13 protein-coding genes are annotated in these 13,997 nt (G+C 61.0%); 11 read left to right on the forward strand and 2 right to left on the reverse strand.

The features are described from left to right. Positions 1–10: 10 nt before the first annotated feature. A complete protein-coding gene (locus tag QWI18_RS14915; RefSeq protein ID WP_065991317.1) occupies positions 11–649 on the reverse strand; it encodes a YjfI family protein in 639 nt (212 codons plus the stop codon). 149 nt (positions 650–798) lie between these two features. Between QWI18_RS14915 and QWI18_RS14920 the strand changes: the two genes are divergently transcribed. Beyond that, entirely contained in the window at positions 799–1,845 is a 1,047-nt protein-coding gene (locus tag QWI18_RS14920) for an FUSC family protein (RefSeq protein ID WP_369319155.1), read from the forward strand. A 36-nt stretch (positions 1,846–1,881) separates the two neighbouring features. On the opposite strand, the gene ppk2 is transcribed toward QWI18_RS14920, so the two are convergent. Then, complete coding sequence (gene ppk2 / locus QWI18_RS14925; protein WP_241072775.1) at positions 1,882–2,787, reverse strand: polyphosphate kinase 2; 906 nt, start codon at positions 2,785–2,787, stop codon at positions 1,882–1,884. A 253-nt stretch (positions 2,788–3,040) separates the two neighbouring features. Between ppk2 and QWI18_RS14930 the strand changes: the two genes are divergently transcribed. The 10 genes from QWI18_RS14930 (at position 3,041) to QWI18_RS14975 (ending at position 13,997) form a co-directional block, all read left to right on the forward strand. After that, the gene (locus tag QWI18_RS14930) at positions 3,041–3,502 is read left to right on the forward strand and encodes an Lrp/AsnC family transcriptional regulator (protein WP_065991314.1); all 462 of its coding nucleotides are present in this window, start codon (positions 3,041–3,043) and stop codon (positions 3,500–3,502) included. A 143-nt stretch (positions 3,503–3,645) separates the two neighbouring features. Continuing rightward, positions 3,646–5,340 (forward strand): NAD(P)/FAD-dependent oxidoreductase, encoded by a 1,695-nt coding sequence (locus QWI18_RS14935; RefSeq protein ID WP_296312655.1) that lies wholly within the window; start codon positions 3,646–3,648, stop codon positions 5,338–5,340. 11 nt (positions 5,341–5,351) lie between these two features. After that, positions 5,352–6,152, forward strand: coding sequence for a carbon-nitrogen hydrolase family protein (locus QWI18_RS14940; RefSeq protein WP_192134914.1), 801 nt, complete (start codon positions 5,352–5,354; stop codon positions 6,150–6,152). Between the two features lie 94 nt (positions 6,153–6,246). After that, positions 6,247–8,610 carry a pyrroloquinoline quinone biosynthesis protein PqqF gene (gene pqqF / locus QWI18_RS14945; protein ID WP_369319156.1) on the forward strand — a complete coding sequence of 788 codons (2,364 nt, stop codon included), beginning with the start codon at positions 6,247–6,249 and terminating at the stop codon, positions 8,608–8,610. A gap of 188 nt (positions 8,611–8,798) precedes the next feature. Continuing rightward, positions 8,799–8,870, forward strand: coding sequence for a pyrroloquinoline quinone precursor peptide PqqA (pqqA, locus tag QWI18_RS14950; RefSeq protein ID WP_008365141.1), 72 nt, complete (start codon positions 8,799–8,801; stop codon positions 8,868–8,870). A gap of 94 nt (positions 8,871–8,964) precedes the next feature. Further along, positions 8,965–9,876 carry a pyrroloquinoline quinone biosynthesis protein PqqB gene (gene pqqB / locus QWI18_RS14955; protein WP_369319157.1) on the forward strand — a complete coding sequence of 304 codons (912 nt, stop codon included), beginning with the start codon at positions 8,965–8,967 and terminating at the stop codon, positions 9,874–9,876. A gap of 142 nt (positions 9,877–10,018) precedes the next feature. Further along, positions 10,019–10,774 carry a pyrroloquinoline-quinone synthase PqqC gene (gene pqqC, locus QWI18_RS14960; RefSeq protein WP_065991310.1) on the forward strand — a complete coding sequence of 252 codons (756 nt, stop codon included), beginning with the start codon at positions 10,019–10,021 and terminating at the stop codon, positions 10,772–10,774. After that, positions 10,771–11,046, forward strand: coding sequence for a pyrroloquinoline quinone biosynthesis peptide chaperone PqqD (gene pqqD / locus QWI18_RS14965; protein ID WP_065991309.1), 276 nt, complete (start codon positions 10,771–10,773; stop codon positions 11,044–11,046). Before pqqC ends, pqqD begins: the two co-directional genes overlap by 4 nt. Beyond that, positions 11,018–12,205 carry a pyrroloquinoline quinone biosynthesis protein PqqE gene (gene pqqE, locus QWI18_RS14970; RefSeq protein ID WP_369319158.1) on the forward strand — a complete coding sequence of 396 codons (1,188 nt, stop codon included), beginning with the start codon at positions 11,018–11,020 and terminating at the stop codon, positions 12,203–12,205. Before pqqD ends, pqqE begins: the two co-directional genes overlap by 29 nt. Next, complete coding sequence (locus QWI18_RS14975; RefSeq protein ID WP_369319159.1) at positions 12,171–13,997, forward strand: prolyl oligopeptidase family serine peptidase; 1,827 nt, start codon at positions 12,171–12,173, stop codon at positions 13,995–13,997. The genes pqqE and QWI18_RS14975 overlap by 35 nt, the downstream gene beginning before the upstream one ends.

Consider the following 13,997-nt stretch of genomic DNA (forward strand, 5'->3'; position numbering starts at 1 on the left):
TGTCTCCCGATTACTGTGAATCAACTTTAAGAAAATCTTCGTAGGCGTCGGCCGCATGAATCACGTTTTCTGCCAGGGTGAGCACCTCGTGGACGACGACCGTCAACGAAGAGGCTGCGCTCAGTGCGCCAAACATGTTGTAAAAGGTTTCGCCGTTCGGCAGGGTCTCGATGCCGATCGACGACAGCGGGAACAGCTCCCGGCTGCGCAACACAGCGTCGTTAAAAGCCGCCGGGTCTTTCACCTCGGAGGCGTACACCAGCACGGAATCAACCAGGATCTGGTCGCCCGCAATGGCAATGATGATGGGCAAGCCGCCGAACTGGTTCATCACTAGGCTCAGACTTGGCTCGGCGCCTTGAATGAGGGTCAGCTCGATATCTTTGTCTTTCACAACGTCCAGCTCGGCGAACGCCGAGTGAAGTGTGTTGATCGTCCAATTGGTGTTCTCAGTCATGAATCCCTCCAGTTTGATCCGGTTACCCAAGTAGGGCTGGCGCAGCACTTTTTCGATGTCTCTCAATACTTCCGCGTTTTCGGGAAGCACGTACAGCTCTCGTTTCACGTACCCGGCAGCCGTCAGCCGAGCGCGCATCTCGCGCATGTAGTCGGTTGAAGTTTTCCGAGCCATTGAAGTTTTCCCGAACATCACATGTGATAGCAACGCACCCTACGCGCAAGCATCCGGATACGCAACATCTCACATGTGATGACTTTGTGAATGAGTGCACACCGGAGGTGACGCGCAGCATTTGCCAGGCTTCGGATATATTCATCTTCTCCATGGTCTGTAACCCCATGAACTCAGCCTCCCTACCCTCCTGGCTTCGCCGCGCCCTGCGTCCGCTTCTGGATCCATACCGCCGCTATCGCCATGCGCGCTACATTCACGCCGGCCGAATCGTGGTCGGACTGCTGGTGTCGATTCTTCTGACGACAGGTTTTCATCTGCCCCACGGTGAGTGGGCGTCGGTGACCATGCTGATCGTGATTGGCGGGTTGCAGCACCACGGCAATATCGGCAAAAAATCGGTGGAGCGCGCGTACGGGACATTGATTGGCGCGGCGCTGGGCCTGGCGATGGTGGCGCAGGAAAGCTATCTGGGCATGCCGTTGCTGACGTACGTGGTTATGTCGCTGATCTGCGGCTTTTTTGCGTATCACGCCATCGGCAAGGGCGGTTACACGGCGCTGTTGTCGGCGATCACGCTGTTCATCGTGGCGGGCCACGGTGACAACCCGATCACGGACGGGCTGTGGCGGACCGTGGACATCCTGATCGGCATCGCCCTCGCCCTGGCGTTTTCATTCGCGCTGCCGCTGTACGCCGTGTATTCGTGGCGCTACAACCTGGCGAGTGGCTTGCGGGACTGTGCCCTAGCTTACGACCGTATCGCCAGCGGTCAGTCGATCACTGCAGATGAGCACGTGAAGCTGACCGCGCGGATGGGCGCGACGCTGTTGCAGCTGCGTTCGCTGATGCCGTCGGTGTCCAAGGAAGTGAAGATTTCGATCGTTGAGCTGGACGCCATTCAGAGCCACTACCGCATGTGCCTGAGCATCCTCGAGATTCTTTCGAATCTGCGTCCGGCAGATGCTGGCAGCACGGGCGTGACGGCAGAGCAACGGCGGATCCGTCGCATGTTGATCGGCATGGCCCGCGCGCTGCAGACCGGTGCGACCGAGCGTTTGCAGCGCCCGACCGAGAGCTTGACCGTCGGGCCCGACGTTCCAACCGCCTCTACCGAGGTGCTCGGTTATCAGCTGATGACCCGCCAGTTCACGCAGAATCTTGAAAGCCTGCAGCAACGACTGGCGAAAACTGCGCCGGCGTGGAAAATCTGAACCACGCCAGCACGGTGATCAGAAACCGGTGGAGGATCAATAAACCGGCGGAACAACCATCTCGCGCGGTACGGGGGCGCGCAGGTAATTGGCGTTGTACTCGCGTTCCGGCAGCACCACTTGCGGTGTTTCGGTATCGCCGCGCGGGATCTGCTCCAGCAGGTGATGAATACAGTTCAGGCGGGCGCGTTTCTTGTCGTCGGCCTCGACGATCCACCATGGCGCGACGTCAGTGTGGGAACGGGTGAGCATTTCTTCTTTCGCGTTGGTGTAGTCCTCCCAGCGACGGCGGGACTCAAGGTCCATCGGCGAGAGCTTCCACTGTTTCAGCGGGTCATGAATGCGCATCAGAAAGCGCCGGTACTGCTCGTCGTCGGTGATGGAGAACCAGTACTTGATCAGGATGATGCCCGAGCGCACCAGCATCTTTTCGAACTCGGGGACGGTGCGGAAAAACTCTTCGTACTCCTCGTCATTGCAGAAGCCCATGACCCGCTCGACCCCGGCCCGGTTGTACCAACTGCGGTCGAACAGCACCATTTCGCCAGCGGCTGGGAGGTGCGCGACATAGCGCTGGAAGTACCACTGCGTGCGCTCGCGTTCACTTGGCGCGGTCAGTGCAGCCACGCGACAGACCCGTGGGTTGAGGCGCTGAGTGATGCGCTTGATCGCACCGCCCTTGCCTGCCGCATCCCGGCCTTCGAACAGCACGACCACCTTGAGCTTCTGGCTCACCACCCAATCCTGCAGTTTGACCAACTCGCCTTGCAGACGCAGCAGCTCGCGGAAGTACAGGCGGCGATCAATCCCTTTGGGCACCTCCTCACCCAAGTCAGCCAACAAGCCGTCCAGGCGCGCGTCGTCGTACTCCATTTCCAGTTCTTCGTCGAAGCTGTCGAGGATATCGGCCTGGATGTAGCGGGCGGTTTCGGAGAAATCCAGAGTCATGACGGGGCTCCCGGCGTGGATTCATAGGGATGGGGAGAGAATTTAGGCATGCCGGGGGTGACAGAAGAATGACAAAAGCCTTACAGCGCGGAAAAGTCCCACATGACCGACGCAGGTTCTCTGACGCCCATCCCCGATGGACGATCGACGCAGAATGCCTAGGGTTTCGCGTCGCTTTGGGATTCGAATATCACCCAAACCCCTAAGGAATCTCCTAACATGCCTCGCTTGCCGAAGGAGATCCGCCTTGCCTGACACCCGCCCCCCAGCGCTCGATGACATCGATCGCAAACTGATCGCAGCGCTGCAAATCAATGCCCGGGAACCGGTCGCCAATCTGGCCCGGCAATTGGGCATCGCGCGCACGACCGTGACCTCGCGACTGGCGCGCCTGGAGAAAGCCAAAATCATCACCGGCTATGGCGTGCGTCTGGGTCAGCGGCTGGTGGATGGCGGGCTGCAGGCCTATGTCGGGATCACCGTGCAACCTCGCTCTGGCAAGGAAGTGTTGCGGCGGCTGAGCGCGCTCGCGCAGGTGCAACAGTTGTGCGCCGTGAGTGGCGAGTTCGATTACGTCGCGTGGCTGCGCACGGACTCGCCGGAGCAGCTGGACCAGTTGCTCGATCTGATCGGGAGTGTCGATGGCGTCGAGAAGACCACCACATCGATCATCCTGAGCAGCAAGATCGACCGCGGGCAGCCATCCTGAATGGGCAACTTATAACAATGTGACGAGCTAACCCGTCACTTTGACGGCATTCTCGACACAACGACGACACTCTGCGTCTTATTAACGTCCCAACTGTTATCTAGACTTGTCCACTTTCGCGCCCCAGTCGAACAAGGTCAGTCATGAAGAACAATCGCCACCCCGCCGACGGAAAAAAACCGATCACGATTTTCGGCCCGGACTTCCCGTTCGCCTTCGATGAGTGGATTGAGCACCCGGCAGGCCTGGGCAGCATTCCTACGGAAAACCTTGGAAAAGAGGTGGCCATCGTCGGCGCCGGTATCGCAGGGCTGGTGGCGGCTTATGAACTGATGAAGCTGGGCCTCAAGCCCGTCGTTTATGAAGCCTCCAAAATGGGCGGCCGTCTGCGCTCACAACAGTTCGAAGGCGCCGAAGGCATCATTGCCGAGCTGGGCGGCATGCGCTTCCCGGTGTCATCCACCGCTTTTTATCACTACGTCGACAAGCTCGGCCTGGAGTCCAAGCCCTTCCCCAACCCGCTCACGGCGGCGTCCGGCAGCACGGTGATTGACCTGGAAGGCAGCACTCACTACGCACAGAAACTGTCGGACTTGCCTGCGCTGTTTCAGGAAGTCGCCGACGCCTGGGCCGACGCGCTGGAGGACGGCTCGCAGTTCGCCGACATTCAGCAAGCCATCCGCGACCGCGACGTGCCTCGGCTCAAGGAGCTGTGGGACAAGCTGGTGCCGCTGTGGGACGACCGCACGTTCTATGATTTTGTCGCCACCTCCAAAGCCTTCGCCAAGCTGTCGTTCTATCACCGCGAGGTGTTTGGTCAGGTCGGTTTTGGCACCGGTGGCTGGGACTCGGACTTCCCGAACTCGATGCTGGAGATCTTCCGCGTGGTCATGACCAACTGCGATGATCACCAACACCTGATCGTCGGCGGCGTCGCGCAAGTCCCTATCGGCATCTGGCGCCATGCCCCTGAACGTTGCGCCCATTGGCCAGAAGGCACCAGCCTGTCGACGCTGCACCGGGGCGCCCCGCGCACGGGCGTCAAGGGCATCAGCCGCGCCGCCAACGGTCAGTTCGCGGTCACCGACAACTTGGGAGACGTCCGCCATTACGATGCGGTTCTGGCCACGTGCCAGAGCTGGCTGCTGACCACCCAGATCGAGTGCGAAGAGTCGCTGTTCTCACAGAAGATGTGGATGGCGCTGGACCGCACGCGCTACATGCAGTCGTCGAAAACCTTCGTCATGGTCGACCGGCCGTTCTGGAAGGACAAAGACCCTGAGACCGGCCGCGACCTCATGAGCATGACCCTGACGGATCGCCTGACCCGTGGCACTTATCTGTTCGACAACGGCACCTATTCCAACGGCGTCGAGAAGCCGGGGGTAATTTGTCTGTCGTACTCGTGGATGAGCGACGCGCTGAAAATGCTGCCGCATCCCGTGGAAAAGCGCGTCAGCCTGGCGCTCGGCGCGCTGAAAAAGATCTACCCAAAGGTCGATATCGCCGCGCGCGTCATCGGAGACCCGATCACCGTGTCGTGGGAATCCGACCCGCACTTCCTTGGCGCTTTCAAAGGCGCGCTGCCGGGCCACTACCGCTATAACCAGCGGATGTACGCGCACTTCATGCAGAAGGAAATGCCTGACGAGCAACGGGGCATTTTCATCGCCGGTGACGATGTGTCCTGGACACCCGCCTGGGTCGAAGGCGCAGTACAGACCTCGCTGAACGCGGTGTGGGGCATCATGACTCACTTCGGCGGTAAGACTCACGCCGAGAACCCGGGCCCCGGAGACGTGTTTCACGAGATCGGCCCGATCGTTTTGCCGGAATAAGGAAGCCACAAATGCGCGTCGCCCTCTACCAATGCCCGCCGCTGCCGCTGGACGTAAGCGCCAACCTCATGCGACTGGAAGCCCAAGCGATCGAGGCATCGGCGCAGGGGGCGGCGCTGCTGGTCTTCCCCGAGATGTTTCTCAGCGGCTACAACATCGGTGCCCAGGCGGCGCGGGAATTGGCGCAAGCGAGCGACGGCCCGGCTGCGCTGAAGATCGCCGAGATAGCCCAGGCCACGGGCGTCGCGATTCTGTACGGCTACCCGGAGTTAAGCGGCGACGATCAGGTTTACAACGCCGTGCAGTTGATCGACGCGCAAGGTGTTCGGCTCTGCAATTACCGTAAGACCCATCTGTATGGCGACCTGGACAACGCGATGTTCAGCGCGGGCGATGAGCACTTCCCGGTGGTGGAATTCGGCGGCTGGAGGCTCGGCTTTTTGATCTGCTACGACGTCGAGTTTCCCGAGAACACGCGGCGTCTGGCTCTGGCCGGCGCAGACCTGATTCTCGTGCCGACAGCAAACATGGCGCCCTACGATTTCGTCGCGGAAGTCACCGTGCGGGCCCGCGCCTTCGAGAACCAGTGCTACCTGGTTTATGCCAATTACTGCGGCAGTGAGGGCGAGATCCATTACTGCGGTTTGAGCAGCATCTGTGCGCCTGACGGTCGGCAAATCGGGCTTGCCGGTCGGGATGAGGCGCTGGTGATCGCGGACCTGGATCGTGAAGCGATGAGCGAATCGCAGGCGATCAATACGTATTTCAAGGATCGCCGGCCGGGGTTTTATGCCGGTCTAGGTAAACCGTAGGGTAATTGCCCAGCGTCGCCACTGCGCACGTCCCACACCTGAGCGCCCGTTATCCGCTAGCATGGCCGCTCAGTCAGCAAACATCACAAGTGCCATGCCCAACCCCATCAGCCAGCGATCCCTGACCCTGCCCAATGGCTTGAACGTGGTGCTTGTTTCGGCACCACGCTTGAAGCGTTGCGCTGCGGCATTGCGGGTGGCGGCAGGCAGTCATGATGTGTCGGCCCGCTGGCCGGGGCTGGCGCATTTTCTCGAGCACCTGTTCTTCCTCGGCACCGAGCGCTTTACGGCCGACGAAAAACTGATGGCGTTCGTGCAGCGCCATGGCGGGCAAGTGAACGCCAGCACACGCGAGCGCACCACCGACTTCTTCATCGAACTGCCCCGCGCCGTGTTCCCCGACGGTCTTGAGAGGCTGTGCGAAATGCTCGCCCATCCACGCATGACGATTCCCGATCAGCTGCGAGAACGGGAGGTGCTGCACGCGGAATTCATCGCCTGGTCGCGGGACAATGCCTCCCGTGATCGGCTGAAACGCCTCCAGCCCTTGTCGGATTTGCATCCCCTGCGCGGGTTTCATGCAGGGAATCGCTTCAGTCTTCCGGTTCCGCGTCAGGCATTTCAGGATGCGCTGCAGGATTTCTATCGACGGTTTTATCAGGCCGGGCAGATGACGCTGAGCCTCGCAGGGCCTCAGTCGCTGGAGGAACTGGAGGAGCTGGCAACGCAGTCTGGCGCGTTTTTCGCTAAAGGCAGCCGGGTTGAGCAGCAGAGACCGCCTGCGCTGCTCACTGATGAACCGAAGCCAATCGGTGAGGCTGACCAGCGTCGGATGCACCTGACTTTCGCGTGCGAAGGTTTACCGGTCGGACAGGAGCAGGCTGCTGCCTTTCTTTGTACCTGGATGAATGACGGGCAAGCAGGTGGGCTGGTGGCGGAGGTGCGCGAACGAGGGTTGATTGAGTCGCTAAAGGCCGAGGTCATGTATGAATTTGCCGGTCAGGCATTAGTCGACGTCGCGTTCGTGTTGGCTGCAACGCCTCCCGACGCGTCATCGCATGTACCAGCACTGGTTTTCAACTGGCTCGCCTTTTTCAAATCCCATTACCGTCAGTTGATCGAAGAATACGCACGGCTGGAACAGCGGCGCCTGGCCGTCAGCGGTGCGCTGTCGCTGGCGCGGTATTACAGCGCTGAACCTGATGCGGCGGGTCTGTCGACAGAGGCGGTTGATGCGCTGCTCAGCCAGCTCACATCCGCAGCGCTGTTACGCACGCAAGTCGAGCCCTTGGCGTGTGGCTCATCCAGCGTTGAGTGGCGGCTGCCTGAGCCCAATCCATTTCTGAAACCCGCAACGGCATCCACTACGCCGACCTTGCCCTTAACCAAGCTGACATTCAGCGAAGCACTGCCAGCACACGGCGAGGCGACCTTATGCCTGCGATGGACGCTCGCCGCTGCGCAACCAATGCTTGCCCGGATGCTGGAAGACAGCCTGAAACCGCTGATGGCCCAAGCCAGTCAAGCGGGGGTCACGCTGGCCTTCAGTGCCTACGGCAGATTCTGGCAGCTAAAGATCTCCGGCTTGGCGGAGCCGTTGCCCATCGTGCTGGAACAGGCGCTGAGCCTGCTCGTCCAGCCGGATGCGCAAACCCTGGCGCGCTACGGTGAACCCGCTAATGATCCGGCCCTCATCCCGATACGTCAGCTGCTGAAGACCTTACCTGATCATTATTTGAACAACGCCGTCAACCAGCAGACTGACGGTCTGCCGCAGGTCTGGGCAGAGGCGCTCTGGACGGGGTTTGCCACGGGCTTCACACCCTCAGCGCGAAACGTGTTGAGTCACGCCGCTCGGCGCATCCCCGGTCTCCCGGAGCTTTCAGCGCACGCAACACCACTGGCTACGGGCACACGGTGGGAAATCGAGCCGTCGGAGTCTGCCGAAGTTGCGCTATTGATGTTCTATCCCACGCTCTCCCACTCTCTCGATGACGAAGCTACGTGGCGACTGTTCGCACAGCTGATGCAGGCGCCGTTCTACCAGCGCCTAAGGGTAGAACTGCAGTTGGGCTACGCCGTTTTCAGCGGTTTCCGACACATCGCGGGCGCGGGCGGTCTTCTATTCGGTGTGCAATCGCCCAGTGCGAACGCGACACAGCTCGTGGCGCATATCGAGGCATTCATCGAGGATCTGCCGACTCTCATCAACGCCGTAGACTTACCCGCGCAGGTAAAAAACCTGCAGGCGCAAGTTGAGACGGCTGACATGGAACATTCACAAGCCGCCGAGCTGCTCTGGCAAGCGCATCTGGCAGGACACGACAGCGACTACAGTGCACGCCTGCAACATTCGCTTGCACATCTTCAACACGCTGCTTTGCTCGAAGCCGCTCATCGGCTGGCGCAACCAGACAGCGCCCGGCTCTGCCTCTCCAACCGCCCTGGCCCGTTCTAGCCCGCCCCGGCCGCGGGCTGCAAACAGTTGATCATTGCCTGCGGTGCAAGGATCTTTATCGGATATTTCATCATTGGCCTTCCGTTAATTTTAGTAACATAGCCGCCTAAGCATTTGAACGTCTCCGCTCGCAGGAGCACTAAAGAATGTACTCACCCACTGCTGCACTAACCCAGAAGGAGTCAATTATGTGGACTAAACCTGCTTACACTGATCTGCGTATCGGCTTTGAAGTCACCATGTACTTCGCAAGCCGTTGATTGTTGCGCGGTGAGAAGCCTCGGTTCGCCGGGGCTTTTTTATTAACGCGATTCTGATTTCAGGGCCGACCTGGCCCGTCGCTACGGGGTTTACATGCACATCCAGATTCTCGGTTCCGCCGCCGGCGGTGGTTTCCCTCAGTGGAACTGCAACTGCGCCAATTGCGCTGGCTTTCGCGATGGCAGCTTGCGGGCCCACGCGCGCACCCAGTCGTCTATCGCGCTGTCGGACGACGGCGTGAACTGGATCTTGTGCAACGCCTCTCCCGACATCCGCGCCCAGCTCCAGGGGTTCGCGCCGATGCAGCCCAATCGCGGCCTGCGCGATACCGGGATCAGCGCGATCATTCTGATGGACAGCCAGATCGACCACACCACCGGTCTGCTGAGCCTGCGTGAAGGCTGCCCGCATCAGGTCTGGTGCACGGACATGGTCCACGAGGACCTGAGCACGGGTTTCCCACTGTTCAACATGCTCAAACACTGGAACGGCGGCCTGGCCTGGAATCGCATCGAGCTGGAAGGCAGCTTTGTGATTCCGGCCTGCCCGAATCTGCGCTTTACGCCATTTCCACTGCGCAGTGCGGCACCGCCCTACTCGCCTCACCGATTCGACCCACACCCGGGCGATAACATCGGCTTGATGGTCGAGGACCTGAGCACCGGCGGCAAACTGTTCTACGCGCCGGGCCTGGGCAAAGTCGATGATGCCCTCATGGAGAAAATGAGCGGCGCCGACTGCCTGTTGGTTGACGGCACAATGTGGGATGACGATGAGATGCAGCGGCGTGGCGTCGGCACCCGCACCGGGACGGAGATGGGTCATCTGGCGCAAAACGGCCCCGGTGGCATGCTCGACGTGCTGGAAAAACTGCCGCAACAGCGCAAGGTGCTTATCCACATCAACAACACCAACCCGATCCTCGACGAAGACTCGCCCGAGCGCGCTGAACTGGCGCGGCGGAACGTCGAAGTGGCGTTCGATGGGATGAGCATCGAGCTTTAAAACGCTAATTAGCCGACTGTGGGGCCAGGTTTACTCATGAAGGTGTCAGGTCAGCCAGCCTATCCGGCACAGGTAGATCGCACTCGTGAGCAAGCTCACACTCCCACGGGATCTGCGGAAATTCTTGACGAGAACTGCCGACATGAACGATGCAACGCCGCTGTCCCCTGCTGAATTCGAACAGGCCCTGCGCGCCAAGGGCGCGTATTACCACATCTATCACCCTTTCCATGTGGCGATGTACGAAGGGCGCGCGACCCGCGAGCAGATTCAGGGCTGGGTCGCTAACCGGTTTTACTATCAGGTGAATATCCCGCTAAAGGACGCTGCGATCCTGGCCAACTGCCCGGACCGGGAAATCCGCCGCGAGTGGATTCAGCGCTTGCTCGACCATGACGGCGCACCCGGCGAAGACGGCGGCATCGAAGCCTGGTTGCGTCTGGGTCAAGCCGTGGGCCTGGATCCTGACCAGCTGCGCTCGCAGGAACTCGTTCTGCCCGGCGTACGATTTGCCGTCGATGCCTACGTCAACTTCGCCCGTCGCGCCAATTGGCAGGAAGCGGCGAGCAGTTCGCTGACCGAGCTGTTCGCGCCGCAGATCCATCAGTCGCGTTTGGACAGCTGGCCGCAGCACTACCCATGGATCGACCCGACCGGTTACGAATACTTCCGCACCCGCCTGGGTCAGGCGCGCCGCGACGTCGAGCATGGTCTGGCGATCACGCTGCAGCACTACACCACGCGGGAAGGCCAGGAGCGCATGCTGGAAATTCTGCAGTTCAAACTCGATATTTTGTGGAGCATGCTTGATGCCATGAGCATGGCCTACGAGCTGAACCGCCCGCCCTATCACAGCGTGACCGACCAACGCGTCTGGCACAAAGGAATCGCCCTATGAGCTTCAATCGTGAGCAGGTGCCCAGCTGGCGCCGCGGTTATCGTTTCCAGTTCGAGCCCGCGCAAAACGGTCACGTGCTGCTCTACCCCGAGGGCATGATCAAGCTCAACGACAGCGCAAGCGCGATTGGCGGCCTGATTGACGGTCAGCGCAGCGTCGGCGCCATCATTGCGCTGCTTGACGAAAAATTCCCCGGCGTTCCCGAGCTCGGCACTGACGTCGAGCAATTCATGGAGGTCGCCCGTGCAGAGCTCTGGATCGAATTTGCCTGACTCAGTGAACGCTCAGTCCGATGTCTACATCCCGCCCACGCCCCCGGTCGGGCTGCCGCTGTGGCTGCTCGCCGAGCTGACCTATCGCTGCCCGTTGCAATGCCCGTATTGCTCCAACCCGCTGGATTTCGCCAAGCAGGGTCAGGAATTGAGCACCGAGCAGTGGTTCAAAGTCATGGCCGAAGCCCGGCAAATGGGCGCGGCGCAGATCGGCTTCTCGGGTGGCGAGCCACTGGTGCGTCAGGATCTGGCCGAGCTGATCGCCGAAGCGCGACGGCTGGGCTTCTACACCAACCTGATTACCTCCGGCATCGGCCTGACCGAGCAGAAGATTATCGACTTCAAGGAAGCCGGGCTGGACCACATCCAGATCAGTTTCCAGGCCAGCGACGAGCAAGTGAACAACATGCTCGCCGGCTCGAAAAAGGCCTTCGCGCAGAAGCTGGAAATGGCCCGCGCCGTGAAAAAGCATGGCTATCCAATGGTCCTCAACTTCGTGACCCACCGGCACAACATCGACAAGATCGACAAGATCATCGAGCTCTGCGTGGCACTGGAAGCGGATTTCGTGGAGCTGGCGACCTGTCAGTTTTACGGCTGGGCACACTTGAATCGGGTGGGCTTGCTGCCGACCAAAGACCAACTTGTGCGCGCCGAACGCATCACCAACGAGTATCGGGTCAAGCTCGCCGCTGAAAATCACCCGGTGAAGCTGATCTTCGTCACCCCCGATTACTACGAAGAGCGTCCAAAAGCCTGCATGAACGGCTGGGGCAATCTGTTCCTGACCGTGACGCCGGATGGCACTGCGCTGCCGTGCCATGGGGCGCGGCAGATGCCGATCCAGTTCCCCAATGTGCGCGATCACACGATGCAGCACATCTGGTATGAGTCGTTCGGCTTCAATCGCTTTCGCGGTTACGAGTGGATGCCAGAGCCTTGCCGCTCCTGCGACGAGAAGGAAAAAGACTTCGGGGGCTGCCGTTGTCAGGCGTTCATGCTGACCGGCGATGCGAGCAACACGGACCCGGTGTGCAGCAAGTCGCCGCAGCATCACTTGATCACCCAGGCCCGTGATGAAGCCGAGTATGCTAGCCAGACCATCGAGCAACTGGCCTTCCGCAATGAACGAAACTCACGCCTCATCGCCAAGTCCTGACCTCCTTTCCGCCGCCCAGGCTGTGGCGGCAGGCACCGATTTCGCCGAACTCGCCGTCAGCCCTGCGGGGCTTTTCTGGAGTGAATTCCGCCCGCAGGATGCCGCGACGCGCGTCTGGCGCTGGCACGACGGCGCGGCCGCTTGCCTGACCCCCGAGGGTTTCAGCGTGCGCAGCCGGGTGTATGAATATGGCGGCGGTTCGTTCTGCCTGACTGACGATGCCGTGGTGTTCGTCAACGAAGCGGACCAGCAGATTTACCTCCAGTCCTTCGACGCTCAAACACCTCACCCCCTGACCCAGGGCAACAAACTCTTCGGAGACGTCCGCTATGCGCGTGGGCAGATTCTGGCGGTCGAGGAGGATAAGGATACTCATCGGCTGGTCGCGATCGACGTCGCCGATGGCCGCCGCCATGTGCTGGCCGAAGGCGCAGACTTCTATGCATCTCCCACCGTCAGCCCGGATGGCAATCGCCTGGTCTGGATAGAGTGGTGGCGGCCCCACCAGCCGTGGACGTCCACCCGACTGATGAGCGTCGAACGCCAGGCCGATCTCGCGTGGGGCCGGCCGCACTGCCTCGCGGGCGGGCTGGGGCTGGAGTCGCTGCAGCAACCCCGCTTTGATGACGCGGGCCGCTTGTATTGCCTGACCGACCGCGCCGGGTTCTGGCAGCCGTGGGTTGAGACGCCGGACGGTTTTGAAGCGCTGCCCGCCGCCGCTGCCGACCACGCTTCGGCGCCGTGGCAACTGGGCGCGTCGACCTGGGCGCCGCTGAGCGAGGGCGCGTACCTCGCCGCCTGGTTCGAGGACGGCAAAGGCCTGCTCGGCGTGCGCTCGGCGCAGGGTTCAGTTGAAGATTTCAGCGGCGACTACAGCCGCTTCAGAAGCCTCGCGGTGGACGCGGACTACCTCTATTGCATCGCGGCGTCGCCCGTCAGCCCTTCTGCTGTCATTGCCATCAGTCGTGCTGACAAGTGCGTTCAGGTGCTGGCCGGCGGGGTCAGCCCCCTTCCCGTCGAGCGCATCAGCCAGCCGCAGACCTTGCGTTATCCAAGTGGGGCCGGCGAGGCGCACGGGTATTTCTACCCGGCCATGAATGGCGACGACAAGCCGCCGCTCGTGGTGTTTATACACGGCGGCCCGACCTCCGCCTGCTACCCCGCGCTGGACCCGCGCATTCAGTTCTGGACGCAACGGGGCTTCGCCGTCGCCGACCTCAACTATCGCGGCAGCACCGGTTACGGCCGCGCCTATCGTCAGGCGCTGTTTCTGGAATGGGGCGTTGTCGATGTCGAAGACGCTTGCGCAGTGGTTGAATACCTGGGCAATCAGGGCCTGATCGATCCGGCAAATGCATTCATCCGGGGCGGCAGTGCAGGCGGCTATACAACGCTGTGCGCATTGGCATTCAAGGATGTGTTCCGCGCAGGGGCGAGCCTGTATGGGGTGAGCGACCCGCTGGCGCTGGCGCAAGCCACGCACAAGTTCGAAGCGGATTACCTGGACTGGCTGATCGGCGACCCCGATGTGGATATGGCCCGTTACCGGGAGCGCACGCCTCTGCTGCATGCCGACCAGATCAAAGTGCCGGTGATCTTCTTCCAGGGCGAACTCGACGCAGTCGTCGTCCCCGCCCAGACCCGCGACATGCTCAATGCGCTACTGGAAAACGGCATCCCGGCGGAAGGGCATTTCTACCCTGACGAACGCCACGGCTTCCGCAAAGCCGCCAACCTGGCCCATGCACTGGAAACTGAGTGGGCGTTCTACCGGAAGGTGATTGATGGGTGA

Source organism: Pseudomonas sp. W2Oct36 (assembly GCF_041060465.1).
Lineage (GTDB): Bacteria > Pseudomonadota > Gammaproteobacteria > Pseudomonadales > Pseudomonadaceae > Aquipseudomonas > Aquipseudomonas graminis_B.

Bases quoted from the DNA above. Each gene is read 5' to 3' on its own strand.
- QWI18_RS14915 (WP_065991317.1), bottom strand. From the start codon at position 649: ATGTTCGGGAAAACTTCAATGGCTCGGAAAACTTCAACCGACTACATG.
- pqqB (WP_369319157.1), top strand. From the start codon at position 8,965: ATGCACATCCAGATTCTCGGTTCCGCCGCCGGCGGTGGTTTCCCTCAG.
- pqqD (WP_065991309.1), top strand. From the start codon at position 10,771: ATGAGCTTCAATCGTGAGCAGGTGCCCAGCTGGCGCCGCGGTTATCGT.
- pqqC (WP_065991310.1), top strand. From the start codon at position 10,019: ATGAACGATGCAACGCCGCTGTCCCCTGCTGAATTCGAACAGGCCCTG.
- QWI18_RS14920 (WP_369319155.1), top strand. From the start codon at position 799: ATGAACTCAGCCTCCCTACCCTCCTGGCTTCGCCGCGCCCTGCGTCCG.
- pqqF (WP_369319156.1), top strand. From the start codon at position 6,247: ATGCCCAACCCCATCAGCCAGCGATCCCTGACCCTGCCCAATGGCTTG.
- QWI18_RS14975 (WP_369319159.1), top strand. From the start codon at position 12,171: ATGAACGAAACTCACGCCTCATCGCCAAGTCCTGACCTCCTTTCCGCC.
- QWI18_RS14935 (WP_296312655.1), top strand. From the start codon at position 3,646: ATGAAGAACAATCGCCACCCCGCCGACGGAAAAAAACCGATCACGATT.
- QWI18_RS14940 (WP_192134914.1), top strand. From the start codon at position 5,352: ATGCGCGTCGCCCTCTACCAATGCCCGCCGCTGCCGCTGGACGTAAGC.